Origin of the sequence: Magnetospirillum fulvum, from assembly GCF_900108475.1 — a bacterium.
In the GTDB taxonomy this organism is placed as follows: domain Bacteria; phylum Pseudomonadota; class Alphaproteobacteria; order Rhodospirillales; family Magnetospirillaceae; genus Phaeospirillum; species Phaeospirillum fulvum_A.
Genome location: NZ_FNWO01000018.1, coordinates 1 through 18543, shown reverse-complemented (window position 1 = coordinate 18543; position 18543 = coordinate 1). Strand labels below are relative to the sequence as shown.

Annotated in this window: 13 protein-coding genes; 5 read left to right on the top strand and 8 right to left on the bottom strand. The window is 60.8% G+C overall.

All coding sequences use genetic code 11. The annotated features are described in order from the left end of the window. Positions 1 to 36 precede the first annotated feature (36 nt). Positions 37 to 1410 carry an SGNH/GDSL hydrolase family protein gene (locus tag BLW40_RS16025; RefSeq protein ID WP_139305633.1) on the bottom strand — a complete coding sequence of 458 codons (1374 nt, stop codon included), beginning with the start codon at positions 1408 to 1410 and terminating at the stop codon, positions 37 to 39. A 123-nt stretch (positions 1411 to 1533) separates the two neighbouring features. Here BLW40_RS16025 and rarD point away from each other — a divergent pair, with 123 nt between their 5' ends. Then, the gene (rarD, locus tag BLW40_RS16020) at positions 1534 to 2502 is read left to right on the top strand and encodes an EamA family transporter RarD (RefSeq protein WP_244511232.1); all 969 of its coding nucleotides are present in this window, start codon (positions 1534 to 1536) and stop codon (positions 2500 to 2502) included. Between the two features lie 122 nt (positions 2503 to 2624). Then, positions 2625 to 6263: a vitamin B12-dependent ribonucleotide reductase gene (locus BLW40_RS16015; protein WP_074770369.1), complete on the top strand. Its 3639-nt coding sequence runs from the start codon at positions 2625 to 2627 to the stop codon at positions 6261 to 6263. A gap of 497 nt (positions 6264 to 6760) precedes the next feature. Here the strand turns inward: BLW40_RS16015 and BLW40_RS16010 are convergent, their stop codons facing one another. Beyond that, complete coding sequence (locus BLW40_RS16010; protein ID WP_139305632.1) at positions 6761 to 7360, bottom strand: hypothetical protein; 600 nt, start codon at positions 7358 to 7360, stop codon at positions 6761 to 6763. Positions 7361 to 7400: 40 nt separating this feature from the next. Then, a complete protein-coding gene (locus tag BLW40_RS18025; protein ID WP_244511231.1) occupies positions 7401 to 11174 on the bottom strand; it encodes a hypothetical protein in 3774 nt (1257 codons plus the stop codon). 2807 nt (positions 11175 to 13981) lie between these two features. Here BLW40_RS18025 and BLW40_RS15995 point away from each other — a divergent pair. After that, on the top strand, positions 13982 to 14614 hold the full coding sequence (locus BLW40_RS15995) for a tyrosine-type recombinase/integrase (protein WP_074770361.1): 633 nt from the start codon (positions 13982 to 13984) through the stop codon (positions 14612 to 14614). Between the two features lie 108 nt (positions 14615 to 14722). On the opposite strand, the gene BLW40_RS15990 is transcribed toward BLW40_RS15995, so the two are convergent. The 3 genes from BLW40_RS15990 to BLW40_RS15980 form a co-directional block, all read right to left on the bottom strand. Beyond that, complete coding sequence (locus tag BLW40_RS15990; RefSeq protein WP_074770359.1) at positions 14723 to 15151, bottom strand: RES family NAD+ phosphorylase; 429 nt, start codon at positions 15149 to 15151, stop codon at positions 14723 to 14725. Next, positions 15152 to 15583 (bottom strand): type II RES/Xre toxin-antitoxin system antitoxin, encoded by a 432-nt coding sequence (gene parS / locus BLW40_RS15985; protein ID WP_074770357.1) that lies wholly within the window; start codon positions 15581 to 15583, stop codon positions 15152 to 15154. A gap of 86 nt (positions 15584 to 15669) precedes the next feature. Beyond that, positions 15670 to 16338, bottom strand: a complete 669-nt coding sequence (locus tag BLW40_RS15980; protein ID WP_074770355.1) for an O-methyltransferase — start codon at positions 16336 to 16338, stop codon at positions 15670 to 15672. Between BLW40_RS15980 and BLW40_RS15975 the strand changes: the two genes are divergently transcribed. Beyond that, positions 16337 to 17071 (top strand): TetR/AcrR family transcriptional regulator, encoded by a 735-nt coding sequence (locus BLW40_RS15975; protein ID WP_425283723.1) that lies wholly within the window; start codon positions 16337 to 16339, stop codon positions 17069 to 17071. The genes BLW40_RS15980 and BLW40_RS15975 overlap by 2 nt on opposite strands. Positions 17072 to 17341: 270 nt before the next feature. On the opposite strand, the gene BLW40_RS15970 is transcribed toward BLW40_RS15975, so the two are convergent. Then, positions 17342 to 17995 (bottom strand): hypothetical protein, encoded by a 654-nt coding sequence (locus tag BLW40_RS15970; RefSeq protein WP_074770351.1) that lies wholly within the window; start codon positions 17993 to 17995, stop codon positions 17342 to 17344. Then, positions 17995 to 18267, bottom strand: a complete 273-nt coding sequence (locus BLW40_RS15965; RefSeq protein WP_211656791.1) for a hypothetical protein — start codon at positions 18265 to 18267, stop codon at positions 17995 to 17997. The genes BLW40_RS15970 and BLW40_RS15965 overlap by 1 nt, the downstream gene beginning before the upstream one ends. Before the next feature lie 22 nt (positions 18268 to 18289). Here BLW40_RS15965 and BLW40_RS15960 point away from each other — a divergent pair. Beyond that, on the top strand, positions 18290 to 18543 hold a 254-nt coding region (locus tag BLW40_RS15960), incomplete at its 3' end, for an IS5/IS1182 family transposase (protein ID WP_074768779.1).

Sequence of the window (18543 nt, the reverse complement as noted above, 5' to 3'; positions counted from 1 at the left end):
TTCCGCGCCACGAGGCGCGGCGGCCCCTCACCCTCCCTATCCTCCGAAACGCGCCGCCGCCATCAGATCGATGATGGCGTGATTCTCCTCCGCGAAGGGCTCGAGCGCGGCACGCCCCGCGTGCAGGCGGCGGTAATCGCGCCAGCCGAACAGCAGCGGCGTCCACTTGGCCGAACAATGCTGAATCAGCCAATCCTCGCGGCACAGCGCGTCGAGGTCGACCTTCGCCGCCTGCGAGGGGGAGGTTTCGGTCTGGGCGATCACGTCGAGCACCCGCTGGGCGACAATGCCGTACCCGACCGTGGTTGGGTGCATCCCGTCGAGCCCGAACAGACCGCCATGAGCAAAGCCGCCCAGCAGTCCGGACTGGAACGTGTTGTTGCTGATCCTGTGGTTGGCGGCCCAGGTGGCGCGCGAATCGCCCCAATGCTTGGCGTCTTTGTCGGTCAGCAGGCCAAAGAAATCGACGAAGGCCAGACGGTGGCGGGTGATCCCCTTGGTCAGGATCTCGGCGATCCGGGCGTTGGCCTGGGCGACCCGCTGGTCGAGCGCGCTCATCTGCTCGGCCGACAGGAGATTGTAAGCGGGCGACAGAGCAAAACGGTTCTCGTAGGATTCGAAATACGCCTCGCCGGGGTGGGTCGCCCACTCGACATTGTCGGGATTAGGCATCAGGTTGGCGACGCAACGCGGACGGCCCAGGCTGTTGAAATAGATCGTTTCAACCTCGGGCGGCAGGGAATCGAGCGCTTCGGCCAGAGCTTCGATCTGGCTGTAATCGTCGGGATCGCTGCCGCCGGGTTTGCCGAAATACAGACCGGCCTTGGGATCGCCCTTCAGACACATATCCCACAGACCGTTGTTGCTGCCGATATTGACCAGCAGGCGGCGGGGCTTCCTCTCGGCGACCCAGCCGATCTGAGTCTTTTCGGCATGGTCGGGCAGATTGCCCGGGTTGAGGACGAAGCGGGAATTGATGCCATAAATCATCCGGCTGAGATCGACCTTGCCGATCGTGGACAGCGACAGCGGCGCACCCCCCAGTTTGGCGAATTCCTCCCGCGCCTGGGCTTGGCCTTGCGTGGCGGTGAAGTCGTAGAGGTGCCAGACCTCCGACCCTGCCACAGAAACATTGTCGAAGCAGGCGAGCCCGTGCGGCGAGCCCGGCTCCTTTTGCCAATAGGCGGCGTATTCGGCCAGTTCCCGCCCAAGCTTATGCGGGTCTTTCAGCCATCTTTCCGGATCAATGATCATCGGATTGCCCGGATCGGGCGAGGCGAACTCGGTCTCGCCCAAGGCTGCGGCCACCTGGGCTGGCGTACTCGTTCGACACAGGTCGGTCTTGATCGTCATCGACCGCACCCCCTGATAGAGCGAGTCGCCGATCGCCATAAGCTCCAAGTTCGACATGATATCCCCCTTACCGAAACAAGGAAGGCCGCATTATATCCTAACGAGAGACTTGATCTCGACGATTTCTCCTTATCGCCACAGAGCAATGGCTCTTCTGTCCCTCGCACGGGCCGGGCTGATATGACCAAGGAGGGGTTGCGGCGGCGGCGACGGCTCGGGCATCGTGCCAGGATGGTCCCCTCCCCTCCCCCCGATTCGTCCGCCCGCACCCGCGAAGGCGTCTTTTTCGCTCTGGCCTGCTATGGCGCGTGGGGGATGTTCCCCGCGTTCTGGAAACTGGTGGCGACGGTGCCGCCCGCCGAAGTTCTCGCCCATCGCATCTTGTGGTCGCTGCTGTTCGTCATCGTCCTGGTCTGGTACCAGCGCCGCTTCGACGAATTGCGGATGCTGGTCGGGTCCAGGCGCCGCCTGCTGGTGCTGACCGCCTCGACCCTGTGCATCAGCTTCAACTGGCTGGTGTTCATCGCCGCGGTTTCCGGCGGCAACATCTTGCAAGCCAGCATGGGCTATTTCCTCAACCCGCTGGTCAACGTCGCGCTCGGCGTGCTGGTGCTGAAGGAAAAGCTGCGGCCGCTGCAATGGCTGGCGGTCGCGCTGGCGGTCGGCGGCGTCGCCGAGCCGGTGCTGGCCGGGGATCAGCCGCCGTGGGTCGCGATCTCGCTGGCGGTTTCGTTCGGGGTTTATGGCCTGTTGCGCAAGCAATTACCGGCGGTGGCGCCCCTGACCGGTCTGGCGGTCGAGACCGGTCTGATGGCCCCGCTGGCGCTGGCCTATCTGGTCTGGCGGGCGGCGGCGGGAAACCCGCTGTTCGGCGGCTCTCCCGAATTGGCGCTCGCGCTGATCGCGGGCGGCCCGGTCACCGCGCTGCCTCTGCTGTGGTTCGCCGCCGCCGCGCTGCGGCTGCGCTATGCCACCCTGGGCTTCTTCCAGTATCTCGCCCCAACCGGGCATTTCCTGTTGGCCGTGCTGGCCTTCGGCGAGAGTCCAGGGCCGCACACGATGGTCACTTTTGCCTGCATCTGGGGCTCCATCACGCTGTATTCACTGGAAAGTTGGCGCTACCACACCCGCAAGCCCAGCACTGATTAACCCTATATTGTGTGCACATCACCACACATAAACCAGATATTGACGATTTAGGACGATCCGTCATAGGATCGCCTTCGCCGGGGCCAAGGCTCCGTCTCCCCCCACCACGCGAAGGAAAAGCCATGCGGGTCCAGCGACATTTCACCCGAGCCGGCCAATCGGCCTATGCAGGCATCGAGTTCCGCACGGCATCGAGCGAGATCCGCAACCCCGACGGATCGGTGGTGTTCTCCGCCGCCGACATCGAGATTCCGGCGGCGTGGTCGCAGGTGGCGAGCGACGTGCTGGCCCAAAAATATTTCCGCAAGGCCGGGGTTCCGGCGGCGACCCGCCCGGTCGCCGAGGACGGCGTACCGGGCTGGCTGTCGCGGTCCGAGCCCGATCCGGTCGCGCTGGCGGCGCTGCCCGAGGCCGAGCGCTTCGTCGGTGAGCGCACCGCCCGTCAGGTGTTCGACCGGCTGGCCGGAACCTGGACCTATTGGGGCTGGAAAGGCGGCTATTTCGACACCGAGGACGACGCGCTGGCCTTCCGCGACGAACTCGCCCACATGCTGGCCCGCCAGATGGCCGCGCCGAACTCGCCGCAATGGTTCAATACCGGGCTGCATTGGGCCTATGGCATCGACGGGCCGGGCCAGGGCCATTCCTATGTCGATTACCGCACCGGCAAGCTGGTCCAGTCAGACTCCGCCTACGAGCATCCCCAGCCCCACGCCTGCTTCATCCAGTCGATCGCCGACGATCTGGTCAATGAGGGCGGCATCATGGATCTGTGGGTGCGCGAAGCCCGGCTGTTCAAATACGGCTCGGGCACCGGCACCAACTTTTCCCGCCTGCGCGGCGAAGGGGAAAAGCTGTCGGGCGGCGGGCGCTCGTCCGGACTGATGAGCTTCTTAAAGATCGGCGACCGCGCCGCCGGAGCGATCAAATCGGGCGGCACCACCCGGCGCGCCGCCAAGATGGTGGTGGTCGATGTCGATCACCCCGACATCGAATCCTTCATCGCCTGGAAGGTGCGCGAGGAACAGAAAGTCGCGGCTTTGGTCGCCGGGTCGCGTCTGGCCGCCCGCCATCTGACCGAGGTGATGCAGGCCTGCCGCGCCGAGGGCGCGGTCAAGGACGATGCCCGCTTCGATCCCAAGCGTAACGCCAAGCTGAAAGCGGCGATTCTGGCCGCGCGGCGTTCGGAAATCCCCGAGAATTACATCCAGCGGGTGATCCAGTTCGCCCGGCAGGGCTATTCGAAGATGGATTTCCCGGTGATGGACACCGATTGGGATTCCGAAGCCTATCTGACCGTGTCGGGACAGAATTCGAACAATTCGGTGCGGGTCGATAACGCCTTCCTCACCGCCGTCACCGAGGATGCCGATTGGGCGCTGACCCATCGCACCACCGGCAAGGTGATCCGCTCGTTGAAGGCGCGCGATTTGTGGGAGCAGATCGGCGAAGCCGCCTGGGCCTGCGCCGATCCCGGCATCCAGTTCGACACCACCATCAACGAATGGCACACCTGCCCGGAGTCCGGCCGGATCAACGCGTCGAATCCGTGCTCGGAATACATGTTCCTCGACGACACCGCCTGCAACCTCGCCTCGCTGAACCTGCTGTGCTTCCGTGGTCCCGACGGCAAGTTCGACATCGAGGGCTTCCGTCACGCGGTGCGGCTGTGGACGATGGTGCTGGAAGTCTCGGTGCTGATGGCCCAGTTCCCCAGCGACCGCATCGCCGAACTGTCTTATCGCTTCCGCACCCTGGGGCTTGGCTATGCCAATGTCGGCGGCCTGCTGATGGCCGACGGCATCCCCTATGACAGCGAGCACGGCCGCGCCCTGATCGCCGCGATCACCGCGCTGATGACCGGCGAATCCTATGCCACCTCGGCAGACATGGCCGAAGCGTTGGGCGCGTTCGCCGACTTCCCGCAAAACCGCGAGTCGATGCTGCGGGTGATCCGCAACCACCGCCGCGCCGCCCACGGCCTGGGGACCGGCTATGAAGGGCTGTCGGTGCCGCCGGTGCCGCTCGACGCCGCCAATTGCCCCGACGCCACCCTGGTCGCCGCCGCCCGCCGCGCCTGGGATGTCGCGCTCGACAAAGGCCAGCGCTTCGGCTTCCGCAATGCCCAGGTCTCGGTGATCGCGCCGACCGGCACGATCGGTCTGGTGATGGATTGCGACACCACCGGGATCGAGCCCGATTTCGCCCTGGTCAAGTTCAAGAAGCTGGCCGGTGGCGGCTATTTCAAGATCATCAACCGGATGGTGCCCGAGGCGCTGCGCACCCTGGGCTATGGCGAGAGCGACATCGCCGAGATCGTCCGCCACGCCGTCGGCCATGCGACGCTGACCAACGCGCCGTTCATCAATCACGAGACCCTGACCGCGAAGGGCTTTGACGCCGCCACCCTGGCGACGCTCGAATCCAAGCTGGAATCCGCCTTCGACATCAAGTTCGTCTTCAACAAGTACGGACTGGGTGAAGAGTTTTGCACCAAGAGTCTCGGCATCCCTTCGGCGAAGCTGGACGATCCCGGCTTTGACCTGCTGGGCTGGCTGGGCTTCCCCCGCGAGCAGATCGAGGCCGCGAACCTTCACGTCACCGGAGCGATGACGCTGGAAGGCGCGCCGTTCCTGAAGCCCGAGCATCTGGCGGTGTTCGATTGCGCCAGCCCGTGCGGCCGCACCGGCACCCGCCTGCTGTCGGTCGAAGCCCATATCCGGATGATGGCCGCCGCCCAATCCTTCATCACCGGCGCGATCTCGAAGACGATCAACATGCCCAACTCGGCGACGGTCGAGGAATGCAAGGAGGCCTATCTGCTGTCGTGGCGGCTGGGGGTCAAGGCCAACGCGCTTTATCGCGACGGCTCGAAACTGAGCCAGCCGCTCCAGGCCGCCTTGCTCGACGATGGCGGCGATCTGGCCGAGGCGATTGCCGATGCCCCGGCGGCGGCGCGGGCCGGGATTGCCGCGGAAAAGCTGGTCGAACGGCTGGTCAGCCGCCGCTCCAAGCTGCCCGACCGCCGCAAGGGCTATACCCAGAAGGCAATCGTCGGCGGGCACAAGGTCTATCTGCGCACCGGCGAATACGAAGACGGCCGCTTGGGCGAGATCTTCATCGACATGCACAAGGAAGGGGCCGCCTTCCGCGCGATGATGAACAATTTCGCCATCGCGATTTCGGTCGGCTTGCAATACGGCGTGCCGCTGGAAGAATTCGTCGAAGCCTTCACCTTCACCCGGTTCGAACCGTCGGGGATGGTCGAAGGCAACGAGACGATCAAGATGTCGTCCTCGATCCTCGATTACATCTTCCGCGAACTGGCGATCTCGTATCTGGGCCGCAACGACCTCGCCCATGTCGAACCGGCCGACCTGACCCCCGACACGGTCGGACGCGGTGCCGCCGAAGGTCAGCTTGACCCCCGCGCCTCGGCCCGTCAGCTTGAGGTGGTCAAGCGGGTCGCCTCGACCGGCTATGTCCGTTCGATGTTCCCCAAGCGGGCAATTCAGACCGCGCTGACCGCCGACGCGACCGGGGAAATGCGGCTGGCCCCGCCCCCGCTGGCGCTGGCCTCCGACGAGATCGACGCCGACGCGATGCTGGAGGAGTTCGACGCCCGCGCCGAGCAAATCCGCACCGCCCGGATGAAGGGTTATGAAGGAGACGCCTGCCCCGAATGCGGCAATTTCACCCTGGTCCGCAACGGCACCTGCCTGAAATGCGACACCTGCGGCGGCACCACCGGATGCAGCTAACGCCGATGGCCCGTTATGCCGCGCACCATAGTTTGGCCGGTGCGCGGCATAACGTGGCCCAAACGAAGCAACAGCGTGCCGCAGTCCATTTTGAGGGATCGTTTTTTCTATCTTGGATCCCTCAATGCAACGAGCCGGCTCCCATACCAGAGCCGGCCCTTAGCTTATGGAATAATTGGAAGACGGTGGACGCGGCTGCTCGACATCTATCACCACAGCAGTGCTATCGAGGCCGGTGAGTAGGTTTATCGGAAGCGAACGAGCGCAGCTTAGTGTTTGAGGTCCGCTTTGCGCCTCATTCCGGCCATTCCACCGCATAGTGCCCGCATCCAAAAGCGGACGTTAAAAGTTGCGCTTAACACCATTGTTTTTCGCCAAAAAACTCGCAGATCATCGATTCGACGACAATAGCTTTCCTCGACGTTGTCCTGCCCTCTGAACACCCCATTTTCTGACCGTCAGAATGAGGCGAAGAAGGAAGTGCTGAGGCAGGAGATTTAGCCAGCGCCGTCGTTCGGCTCCTCTTCTGCGCTTTTCACGGCGGCGGCGATCTTGATGTCGAGTTCCTGGCGGATACTGCTCACGACTTCCAGCAATGCGTCGATTCGATTTTGTAGCTGCATCAGTTCGTTGCCACGCCGGTGAGGCGTATCTTCCTCGAAGAGAATGCTAATATCCGCATACAGAACCCTGGCCAGTCGCGCGTCCTCACCGTCATCAAGCTGTTGGGCGACGTCATCGTCAGCCCACGCGGCATCGTCGCCCGAAGTCTCCGCGACAGCATGATTCATGCACCAAGCGATGAGATCGCGGGCTGCGACGTCGAGTACCCGCGCCTTATCAATCCAGTCTTCGAGAAAGTGATTTGAAGCCCTGGCATTTTGCGCGAAATACCAGGGGCGCGAACGGTCGATGAAAGTCCTCAGCTTGTCGGCCAAGTCATCCGTTTCACGAAACGGGCGTTGATGTGTCGGCCAGTTTCCCCGGTGCTTCCAGAGTTGAAGAATCTGGTCGAAGATCTCTCGCTCCAGGCTAGCCTTCTCCGGGCCTGCCGCTCGTTCAGCATCCAACAGACGTTCCGCAAGATAATGAGCCATCCACCGGCCGAGTGTGTCTGTCGGTTCCAACTGTAGCGCATCAATCAGCTTCCGGCCAAAGTCGCACAGATCCGTGAAGGGTATGGAGGCATCCGGTTGCGCCTCGCAGGAGGTAGATTCGGTTGTAGGACCGATCGGCGATATGCTCGTGATCGTACCGTCCTGGTTGGTCTTCGTATTCACGTTCAATCTCCACCTCGACGATCAGATCGCAGCCGAAAACGGAAAGCATGTCTTTCAGGAATGGTGTCGTGACCGACACACGATGCCCGCTGTTGGACGAATCACCGCGCCGTTCATCCACACGGGCACCCCAAATTTCCGAGCGCATGGCGGGCTTGGTGCCCTGATACCAATTCCGGCAATCCTTGTCGGGTCGCAACTCGAAGAATTTCAGGATGTCGTGTGTCGGCTTCGGGGGTGGCCAGGAAACCTCTCCGGCGAACACGTCTAAGCCATCCAGCCCCCGATCACGTTCCGCGGAGGTGACAAGGTTTCTCAGCTTGAAGATGGCCGGAACCTCGTCTCTATCCTCGTCGATATTATTCAGATTGAAGGCGTAGGGATTCTCCGCCGTCTGTAAGGTCCGGAGAAGTGCCATGCTGGTCGCGGGCGACGCCATTGCCGAACTGACGTGGACGCGCTGGTTATTTTCGTATCGGCTTTGGAACAACGAGGCCTCCACTACCAGTTCATCCGTCGGCGTTTCGTTCAGTCCCAGGACGGCATCAAGGTCAGCGGCCCCGATGGAATATGCCCAAATCTCCCTCTTTTCCCGGTCGTAGCCCACCTCTCCCATTTCCGGGCCGAGGTTGAGCGGCACCGGATCCCGCCGGTCGGAAAGCCAGCGACCATCATCTCGCGTCAGGTCCACGCGGCGGATCCATTCCTTCCAGCCATTCTCCTCGTATCGGAGTGCGGGAGGGAGTTGCCGGACCAGTTCCCCCGCCGCGCAGAGCAGGGCGTGCCAGCACACATAGAAACGGTAGGAATCGAAAGTCGATAACTGCTCCCGCCCGATGCCATGGCGTCGTTCCTTGCCGCTTCGTGGCTCAAAATAGTGGTCTGGAAGTGAAATACCCCAGCGTTCGCAGATCCATTTCTCAACTCTCTCCGACACGTCATCGGGATGAATGCCGAAGGCATTTCCCAGTGGGGCAATCCAATTCCCGTCGAACTCATAGGGCATCAGACTCCGTCCTTGGCCTCGTCGGAGATCATATCCGGTGTAGTGCCTATGATCAGACGCCACCGGCTCCATGGCGCCAGAATTGATGGAGCTCAGTCGCTTGATGACGTCGTCGTCCAGTTCTGCCCCTTCCGGGACCGCAAAGGCCAAAACCGCTTGGGCGGCAAAATGGCGGATCAGGACATGAGGCTCATCGGCGTTCAAAGCCCAGTAAATGAGCGTTTCCCGATAGGGCATCACGGCTTGAGGAGTGTCCACCGCCAACCGTGCCAGGGCGATCAGGAGCCACAATCGGGCATGAAGCGCATAGAAGGGCAGCCCGGCACCGGTGAAGGCGGATAGTTCTGTCCGGGGCAAGAGGTTCACCACTGAACCCAGCAGCGAAGACTGGCCAAGGCGCCCTAATCGGACCACTGCATGGGCAGCCCGCCATCGGGTTTCCGCCTCTGGCGAGGCCAGCATTGCGTATAGGAATCCAGCAATGGCTTCCTCATCCGAAGCTGGAGGGGAAAGGTCCTCGCACCAGGGACCATCGCCATCCTGATCACGGAGAGCGCCTTCCAACCGGTCGAGGGCATAGGCCAGAACCTTCAGGGACTCATCTTTTGAGAGGGATTCTTTTGCGAGAAGATTCACGAATCGAAACAATTCGCGCGCAGAAATATCGCGCACCCGTTGGGAGATGGAATGTGTCATGAGCCGGATCAATTGGGGGCGACTTTGCCCACCCACGACGACACATCGCCCGATGTCATCCTGATCCCAGCCCGTGAACGGAAGCAAGTCCTCGGCTTTCTTATCCACAACGATTCTAACCGCCTTTTGAAGCGCGGCTAGCACACTCGGGACATACCTCCAATCCTTCCAGCACCCCTCCAGCGCCTCGATGAGCCAACGGCCATATTCAAGGTCGCTATTGGCCAAAGCCGCAATATGGTCGGTATGCTTGTTTCGGGGAACACGTTCCCTCATCGTCGCAAAGACGTCACCAATATCAATACCGCCTCGACCATCCCGCCAACGGGATATCGCTTGGTTGATGTCGGCGGCAACTCCCAGATCCAAGCCCTCCAGTAGCTTGTCCAAATCCGGTAGCTCTTTCTCTACGACCGAAAATGTTGCCGCTTTCTTATCTTCCCGGTCCGAGTCTTGCCCCAGGGTCGTAAGCGACTCCAGGTACGCATTTACCAAGCCGTAGCGGCGTGCTTCAGCCTGAAGCTCTTTGGAGGATATTCCCGCTGCCGTCCGGTCGAGTTCCTGGTCGGACACCAGGATGTCGAGAGCGGTCTGACGCCGCGCCTTGTTAGGCAAACCGGCAAACAACTGCTTGGCAAGGTCCTTGCTGCCCCAATATCCACCAAAGGCATGTAACGCAATCAGGGCTTCAGGGGAAAGGCGGCCAAACTGCATCGCCATCGGAGCAAGGCTCGATATCGTCCAGTGAACGGCCTCGACCCCCCGGTCATCCCAACGGGCGATTGCGGTAAAGGCGGAGGGCAAATCCAGTCGAGCAACGGATGTGGTGACCCTTTCCCAGGGGAATTTGTGATCGTTATAGGCATGCAGAAGTTCGGCAGCCCGAGCCAAACGATACGCCTCTGGTGCCGAAGATCTGCCGGTTCCAGCACATTCCGCCAGGGTAAGCAGAGTATCCAGGTGTGGGTGTATTTCGTCGCCCAACCGCCCCACATGGTCGAGGGCTTCTTGCAGGTAATAGCCGGCCTCGGTCGGCCCCAGGGGCAGGATTGCCCTGGCGATGGCCATAAAATCGTCTGCAGTTTGGTCGGCGTCCTGGCGTTCGCTTGCCGTCGCCTCGCGGGCACGGCCCGCACACATAAGGGCGAATTCGGTCAGAGCCGACCGTGACGAGGCGAGTCTCGCCAGACTCGTCCAGGTCGCGCATGGGAAGGCCAATTGTTCGGTCTTTGCCCAATCTTCCAAATCTGCAGCGCAGCCGTTGGTTCCATCGGCCCAAAGCAGGGCCTCCATGCGCAGAAGGGCAATGTCTCGATTATTCGAATAGCAAGCTGGACCAACACCCTTGTATTGCTCTTGGAACGCCTCAATAGGGATTTCGGTTGCACCGGACTTGCCCACGATTGCTCGGGCTCGGGTCATATGCCAGGGAATAAGCTTGCTATAATAATCTGAGAACTCGCGCTCATCTCGCCCATGCCCACTGTTTTTCTCCCAAGTGTCGCGCAAACGGCTGGGCACAACATCCTTTATGGTGAGCTCACGCCCTTCCATGATCGCCGCCATGGATGCCATCCGCAGAAGGGCGTTTCGCTTATCTCCGGGATCGTAATGGGTGTATGCCCGTTCATGCGGCACCGGGTAACGGGCCAATAGCTCCTGAATTCTGACACTCGGGCATTTGGCTCGCATCGCCGCTTCGGCAACAGACGCGATAGCAGGAAAAAAGGGGCTGTCATCGAGCTGCTCAGGCAGTTCGATGGGAGTGGGCTCGACGAGGAGCTCTTCCAGCAGACACAGCGTTGATGCAGTCGGCGGGACGATGCACCGCTCGACCAGTTCCTCGTTGACCGCCAGGCGGACCAGAAGCGCGGCTCTTTCGTCGGCAAGTATCTCCTCAAGAATATCTTGGCCACCTTTGTCCAGCATCCACCTTGCCACAACACGCCCCGCCAGGAACGGCATGCCCCCCGACCAGCAGCCAAGGAAACGCACCATTTCTTTAGGCCCTTCCAGTCTGGAAAAAACCTCCGCATAGAGAGCGACTGCCGCAGGCTTAGCCCTTCACGAGAATGATCGTCTGGGTGTGCCCGCCTCTCTGCGGCCCAATCTCTCAGCCATTGCATGGCGAGGCGGAAATATTGTCTGGCTTCTGGCAAACCCAATGGGTTGGCCGAGAGCATGGCTGCGCAGGCGATGAAGGCCTTTCCACTGTCTCGCCAAGGGCGACGTCGGAAAACATGCTCCGTGACAACCTCGGGAGCGGCCAAATGGCCGATCATATCCGCATGACGATTGAGAAACGCGACCTGCCGGACATCTGCGGCAACGTCCTCGGCTGCTCGAACCAGCAGTTTGGCGGTGTCCGTGGTTCGTCCGCGCGAAGCGGCAACCCTGAGCCCGTAGGTTACACGCTGCAGGACAATCGCCCGCCGCTCCACCGGGTCCGCCGCCTCGGGGGGTGCGTCACCAAGGGCCAACTCCATCAACCGATCATGACGACCGGCCTGATGCAGGACGATGGGCAGAATAGCAGCGACGTAGGCGTCTGTGTCGGCAGAGGACTCCAGCCGGTCGGCCATATTCTCCCAATGCGCTGTAGCATTAGCGAATTTGTCTTTGAACCAGGTTTCCGTCGGTTCGTCTTGGAATTGGACCGCGTCGTTGCGGATTAGAATGGGACGTCCATTGGCGAAGTCAGCGACGAAGCTACGGATTGCGTCTTCCGTAAGTCCTGATGCCTGCGCCAACGTCGTGAGCGGAACGGGCGGCGGTAACATGGCGAGGGCGGCACCCAGGCGATAGAGTTCGTCGCCCACCGCCTGTTCGCGCAGGACTTTGTAGAATGCGGAGTCGAGTTGTCCTTTGACCAGCGTCTCGGCGGTTTCTACCGTCGGCCCAAGGCTTTCGCACAAAGCGGCCAGATCGCTTGCCACACGCAGGGCGTTGGCTTGGACGCGCGGATTGCAGTCGGTGAAATGGTGGAAGGGGGTGACCTGCTCGTCCGATGCCTCGGGAAACTTTGTCCGAAGTAACTCCCCGCTCTCCGCGACGGTAAACGGCTGGAGGTGGATGTGGATGACCTCCGCCCTTGGGCGCAGGTATTTCTCGACCCGATGAGGGCGGGCAAGGGCGACGATGTGGCACCCAGGCGGTGGCACGTCCTGCAATAAGGCCTCGGCGAAGCTGCTCTCGCTCGCGTCTTCGGCCGCCATTCCCAAATTGTCGGCGGCATCAATGATCAGCAAAACCACGGCATCGGGGGACTGGGCTTGCACGGTTTCGGCGGCTTGCCCAAGCCTGCGCCATAATTCCTTGAGATAGGTCTGTGCCGTCAGCCCAATTTGCGGCAACAGAAGGTCGCACAGCCCTTTGGCAGCCAGTTGGTTGACAATCTGGGGCACTCCGCAGGCCGCACTGTGCCGGTAGCTTCGACGATTGCGGTAGTCTCCGGCGGCAAAACCATCAAACAGGATGGTTTCGGAGCCGGGCGGCATGTGGTGGCCCAGGCGCTGCGCCAGGATGGTCTTGCCGATACCCCCCGGGGCCTGAATGACGACCGGCCAACCCGCCCCAAGGATCGCGGCCGCGATATCCTTTTCTTGGGCACGCTGAAACGAGGACTCGGCGGGTTCAAGTTTGGCCGGGGCCGGGAAAAGATCATCGGATGTTACGCCGAAGGCGACCAGGACCTTTTCCCGGTCGATGACCTTGTCCCGAGTCTTGTCCGAGGTGGTGTGCGCCTGGACCAAGGCTTTCATCCGCAGGGTCGCGTCACTGTCGAGCGACACCCGCCTAGCGTCTAAAGCCAACAAGTTGGTGAGGTTTCGGCGATCAGGCTGCTCCGCCAGGAACTGAACGAGGCTTGCGAAATCCTGGAACTCGGCGACTGACAGGCCCGTTTCCCTAAGCAGCGCCTCCCTGGCTTTCTGCACCGCGTTGCCGAGGCCGTCAGGACGTGTTCCAAGCCTCAAAGCCTCGAACGCGGCAAGTACATTGGCGGAAATCGGGCGATTGGTCACGAACTGGAACCGGATTTTCCCCAGAACTTCCGGCGTGCCGAATTCGGACGCCTTCTCTTGAAAGCTCTCAGCAAAGCCCTTCAGCGTATCGGCCAGGCCGGAAACCGGCCAGGGCGTGGCAGAATCCTGGGTTGAGTATTTCAGCTGGCAGTAGACAACCAGCCGGGCCTGACGGATATCCTGCGAGCCATAATACTCGGCGGTATCGACGACCAGCAATCCGGCGGCAAGCTCCTTGCCATCGACTTCGCGCTCGGACACACCCTCGACCGATACCCCGATGAGATCCGAGGTCGGATCAAGCAGCCTCAATGCCCGGCGGGCCGTCCACAGGATGTGGAAGTCGTCACCGTCATTGCGATACCGGACGAGATTGCTCGTGTCTGCCATAAAATCGGTATATCAGGTGCACGGTCCGATGTCGCGCCTCTGAACTTTATACGGGATACAGATGTTATAACAGATATCTCAAAGGCGTCTCCCGCTATCGCGCAATCAGCCTTCCGCTGCTGTGCACATTCGCTTTCAGGAAAAACAGACGCGCCTCGCGCGCATTCAATTTGAGTCGACCCATAACCCTATTTCCAACGAATTGAACGTCCCTACTCACTTCGTTAAAGCATGTCAGTGTGCTATTGGCCCATCGCCATCAGCATAAACCAAAATTCGCCCTACCATTCCCCCTTGTCGCTGTTTGCCAGAGGGAGAATTGTTATGGGGCATTCAGAATATGATCTGGGCGTAAAAGATCGGAGGCCGTGGAACGCAGGCCGAATAATTGGTGCCAAGCGCCCACTGAAGCCGCAGCAGGTTTGGGCTATCCGGTTCTGGTTGGACCGAGAGGGTCGCCTGCGTGATCGTGCGATGTTTGATTTGGCGATTGACAGTAAACTTCGCGGATGCGACGTGGTCAAAATTAAAATCGGTGATCTTGTCAGCGGGGGACATATTCGCTCACGAGCGATCGTCGTTCAGCAGAAAACGGGGCGGCCCGTTCAGTTCGAACTCCTTGAACCCGCCCGCAGCAGTCTCTTGGCATGGCTGGAACGTCGAGGTGGCACACTTGACGATTTCGTCTTTCCGAGCCGCATTAATCATGCCGAACACATCAGTACCCGCCAGTATGCTCGTCTCGTTGACGAATGGGTCACTGGAATCGGGTTGCGCCCCGAGGAATATGGGGCGCATTCGTTACGTCGGACCAAGGCGTCTCTCATCTATAAGCAGACCGGCAATCTGCGGGCTGTTCAGATTTTACTTGGGCATACAAAGATCGAGAGCACTGTTCGGTACCTTGGGGTCGATGTGGAAGATGCTTTGGTTCTCTCTGAGCATACCGAAATATAAACAATCAAAGAACTCCTCGGCTGCCGCGCCGAGGAGTTCGATTTATCGTGCCCGTAGCGAATGTGGGCTAAATTTACCAAACCATACGTTACGCATTCATTGCACGCCCTACAGCGGCAGCCACAGACGAGGATCGAATTTGAAATCACGCATTCCGACCACCCGTGCCGCGCTGGCTTGGGGGTGGATTGGATTGAGCAGGAGATTGCTCGCCTCCGGGACGATGAACGAGGGCGCGCGCAACACCGGGGTTCGGGCCTCGACCAGCCATGTGTCACCGAATGCCATGGGGTCGGCCGGAAAAGAGTCGATCCCTTCGACAGGAAGACCGGTCAAATCGATCTCCATCAGCACGAAATCGTTTGGTATCAAATCCGGTGTCAAATCGAGGTGAACACGGACTTCAAGAACCGCCAGTTCAGCCGTCGCGGCGGTATAAACCAGCGCCCGTCCGGGGCTATTCCAACGGCCGCCATACAGGCGAGCGCCTGTACCACTGAGATCGGCATGGTTGCGTTTGCAGATGCGCCAAGCCATTCAGACCGCAATGCCGTGGGCGATCCGCCCGAGAATCGTTTCGACCTCGCGGGCGCCCTCTTCGGTGTCGAGGAGATCGAGCGGCCGTTCGCCGCCCAAGCTTGTTGTCGTCCGGCGGAGCCAGTCGTGACCCTTGGACCGATCGGCGAAGGTCTCTTCGGCCAAGGCCAGCACCCGGGCAACCCGGATCAGGCGGTCAGATTGTTCGGAGGTCAGGGTGCCGGCGCGCTTGCGGTTCGACCACGTTTTGCGCGGCATCACCACATGGTCGAGCTCGGCCAGGGTGAGCCGACCGTTATCGAGAAGATGTTGGACAGCCTGGGCGGGAAACCCTCGGCGCACCGCCCGGACCAGATCCATGCCGTGGGAAATCTCGATGCCAAGAACCTCGCACCCTCCCACCACCTGAAAGGCTTGCCCCGCCGTGTTCATGACAACCTCCTCGCCAAACGCACTTAAAGTATGGGCGTTTGGCGAGGAAATGCAAGCGCGGCACCGTGATCGCACGCTATTCAGTCTCAGCCGATCCGCTGAGACAGCTCGATATCGGCCCCGATCGGCGTGGACAGATAGCCATGGTCGGGCGCCCGCACCAGGGCGAGATAGTCTGGGCTGTGATCGGCGTTGTCGGCGACAATCATCGCCCCCGGGCGCAGGCGGCTTTCCACCAAGCGCAGAATGTCGGGATAGAGGGCTTTGGCACCATCCAGAAACAGCAGGTCGATGCGATCGGGCAGATCCTCGGCCAGGGTCCGCAGGGCGTCCCCTTCGCGGATCTCGACCAGATCGGCCACTCCGCCCGCGATCAGATGAGCCCGTGCCCGCGCCGCCTTGGAGGGTTCGAACTCGGTGGTGATCAAATGGCCGCCGCCATTGTCGCGCAGCGCTGCGGCCAGATGCAGGGTCGATAGGCCGAACGAGGTGCCGAACTCGACGATGCTGCGTGCCTCACAGCTTCGCGCCAGGATGTACAGCAACCGGCCGGTCTCTTTCGACACGGCGAGGGGGGCGTTCTTCAGCCGGGTGTAAAAGTCGGCATAGTCGGTCCTGCTCTGCATCAATCGCGCCAGTTCTTCGGCGGAAACATTTGCCAGAGCCGGATCGGCGAGCGGCGAAATCGCTGCCGCATCTTCGAACAGGCGCTCCAACAAAGCGGCAAGCGGGGGGGTGGTCAGGGTATTCTTCATGTCGGTCTCCGATCCAAGTTTGGCGCATCCTTGCGCTGGATCGAAAATACGACTAAAGCGTCATATTTCCGATTCGCATTGGCCAAGCCCCATGACCGATCATCGAAAACCTCTGATTACCCAGCGAAAACAGCCCCGTCAGGCCCGCTCAAACGACTTGGTCGCCGCCATCCTGGAGGCGGCGGTTCAGGTTTTGACCAGGGATGGCGCTCACCGTTTCACCACCGCCCGGGTGGCTGAGAAAGCGGGAGTCAGCGTCGGCTCGCTCTATCAATATTTCCCCAACAAGGCGGCGATCCTGTTTCGCCTTCAGAGCGACGAGTGGCGGCAGACATCCGAAATGTTGCAGACCATTTTGGGAGACGCGGAGAAACCGCCGCCCGAGCGGCTGCGCACCCTGGTTCACGCTTTCATCCGGTCTGAATGCGAGGAGGCCGCGACGCGCCAAGCCCTCAGCGATGCCGCTCCCCTTTATCGCGATGCGCCCGAAGCGCGGGAAACGCGGGAGGCGGCACAGCGGATGGTCCAGACGTTTCTTCGCGAGGCGTTGCCGGAGGTCGCCGAGTCCATGCGGGCTCTGGCTGGCGATCTGATCACCATGACGTTGGGTTCCGTGGGAAAGCAGTTTTCGAGCGTGCCCCGCACCCCCGCCGAAATCTCGGCTTACGCCGATGCGCTGGCTGACATGTTCTGCGCCTTCCTGGGGCTCCTGAATGGTCGCGACAATGGCTGATCCATCCCGCCGGTATGGACCGGCCCCTTCGCGCCTCATGGTGGTCAATGGATCAAAGGGAGGCGCCCTCTGAAGCCGACATTTCGCGCGTGTTGCGCCAATTCGCCCGAACCTGGGGGCTGACCGACCGAAATGGCGTACAAACGTGCCGAGAAAAGGCTTGTCCTTTCAGACTGAAATCCTCCCACGTGAGTCCTGCTCATCGGGCTTTGGTATCAGCCGTCTTCGGCTGTCGGTTCCTTGGCAAGCGCCCAAGGTCTCCTCTGCCCATCAGCCGCTTGGTGCTGCCGCTGGCGACTTCGAAAATAGCGCGTGGCGAAGTTCGATCTCCGATCCGGCTGAGCGATTGTGCCGTGTTCGGAAGCGTTCAATTGTTTCGATTGCGGCAAGCGGCGTGGGCCCGTCAGTGAGCGCGAGAGGGGCATGACTGCCGATGGCGTCGGCAAGCCGCACCTTGGCAAAGGGCACGTCCCCGTCCAGCACATAGCCCAGCATGCAGCCGACAGGCAGATTCTCCGCATATTGCTCAGTGAGAAAACGCATCATGCCTTGGGTGACGTACACGGTGGCCAAGGAACTGCGGCTTCCGCCGTTGATCACGTTGAGCCGCTTGCACTCATAGGCTAGATATCGCTCGCGTTCCCAGTCAAAGAGCACGGCGATGTCGATTATGCCTTTGCTGTATTTCGATCCATCCGCAGCGAGGCCAAACGGCTCGAATTGATACTCAACCCAATGACACAGCCGACGGATGACCTTGTCCTTGGCGAGATGATAGACGAGGTTGATAGTAATTTCATCTTCCCCGGGCTGTTCAGGAAGAACGGCCATGCACACTGGCCACGCCGCTGCGACCCTCTCTAGAAAACGATCGTCAAACGAAACGAAGCTATCGACCCAATCCTGCATATCACCGATCAGCATTAATCGGCACTCCGCAGTTGTGGCACGGCGGCGGCTTGCTGGAGGTCGAGCGCTATTCCATCGGCATCGGCGAGCGCGGTGGAGCGTAGCCAGAAGCGCATCTGCATCGGCTTGATGAGGTAAAGGCAGTCACCAACGAAAACACGGAGATTCGGCATCAACTGGAAATTGCCATCGAGGGGCCTGTTGATGTGAGCTGCGAGTTGCTCAAGAACGTCTCCTAGGGTCAGGACCCATAAAAATGTTTTCTTGGGAGAAGCTTTGTGATTCAAGGAATCCTAAAGGAGCCCTTGAATGGACGATCATCTTTTCTGGCTGACGGACGAGCAGTTTGTGCGGCTTGCCTCGCATCTTCCGACCGATACGCGGGGCAAGGCACGGGTAGATGACCGGCGTGTCATCAGCGGGATCATCCATGTCCTGAAATCAGGATGTCGCTGGGTCGATGCCCCTTCAGCTTATGGACCGCGCAAGACGCTCTATAACCGTTTCGTCCGCTGGGGCGACAAGGGCATCTGGCAGAACATATTTCATGCGCTGGCTTCGGC

What these genes read in the sequence shown, in the direction of transcription:
- BLW40_RS16025 (WP_139305633.1), bottom strand. Translation starts at nt 1,410, where the DNA reads ATGTCGAACTTGGAGCTTATGGCGATCGGCGACTCGCTCTATCAGGGG.
- rarD (WP_244511232.1), top strand. Translation starts at nt 1,534, where the DNA reads ATGACCAAGGAGGGGTTGCGGCGGCGGCGACGGCTCGGGCATCGTGCC.
- BLW40_RS16015 (WP_074770369.1), top strand. Translation starts at nt 2,625, where the DNA reads ATGCGGGTCCAGCGACATTTCACCCGAGCCGGCCAATCGGCCTATGCA.
- BLW40_RS16010 (WP_139305632.1), bottom strand. Translation starts at nt 7,360, where the DNA reads ATGGCTCATTATCTTGCGGAACGTCTGTTGGATGCTGAACGAGCGGCA.
- BLW40_RS18025 (WP_244511231.1), bottom strand. Translation starts at nt 11,174, where the DNA reads ATGCTGGACAAAGGTGGCCAAGATATTCTTGAGGAGATACTTGCCGAC.
- BLW40_RS15995 (WP_074770361.1), top strand. Translation starts at nt 13,982, where the DNA reads ATGGGGCATTCAGAATATGATCTGGGCGTAAAAGATCGGAGGCCGTGG.
- BLW40_RS15990 (WP_074770359.1), bottom strand. Translation starts at nt 15,151, where the DNA reads ATGGCTTGGCGCATCTGCAAACGCAACCATGCCGATCTCAGTGGTACA.
- parS (WP_074770357.1), bottom strand. Translation starts at nt 15,583, where the DNA reads ATGAACACGGCGGGGCAAGCCTTTCAGGTGGTGGGAGGGTGCGAGGTT.
- BLW40_RS15975 (WP_425283723.1), top strand. Translation starts at nt 16,337, where the DNA reads ATGTCGGTCTCCGATCCAAGTTTGGCGCATCCTTGCGCTGGATCGAAA.
- BLW40_RS15980 (WP_074770355.1), bottom strand. Translation starts at nt 16,338, where the DNA reads ATGAAGAATACCCTGACCACCCCCCCGCTTGCCGCTTTGTTGGAGCGC.
- BLW40_RS15970 (WP_074770351.1), bottom strand. Translation starts at nt 17,995, where the DNA reads ATGCTGATCGGTGATATGCAGGATTGGGTCGATAGCTTCGTTTCGTTT.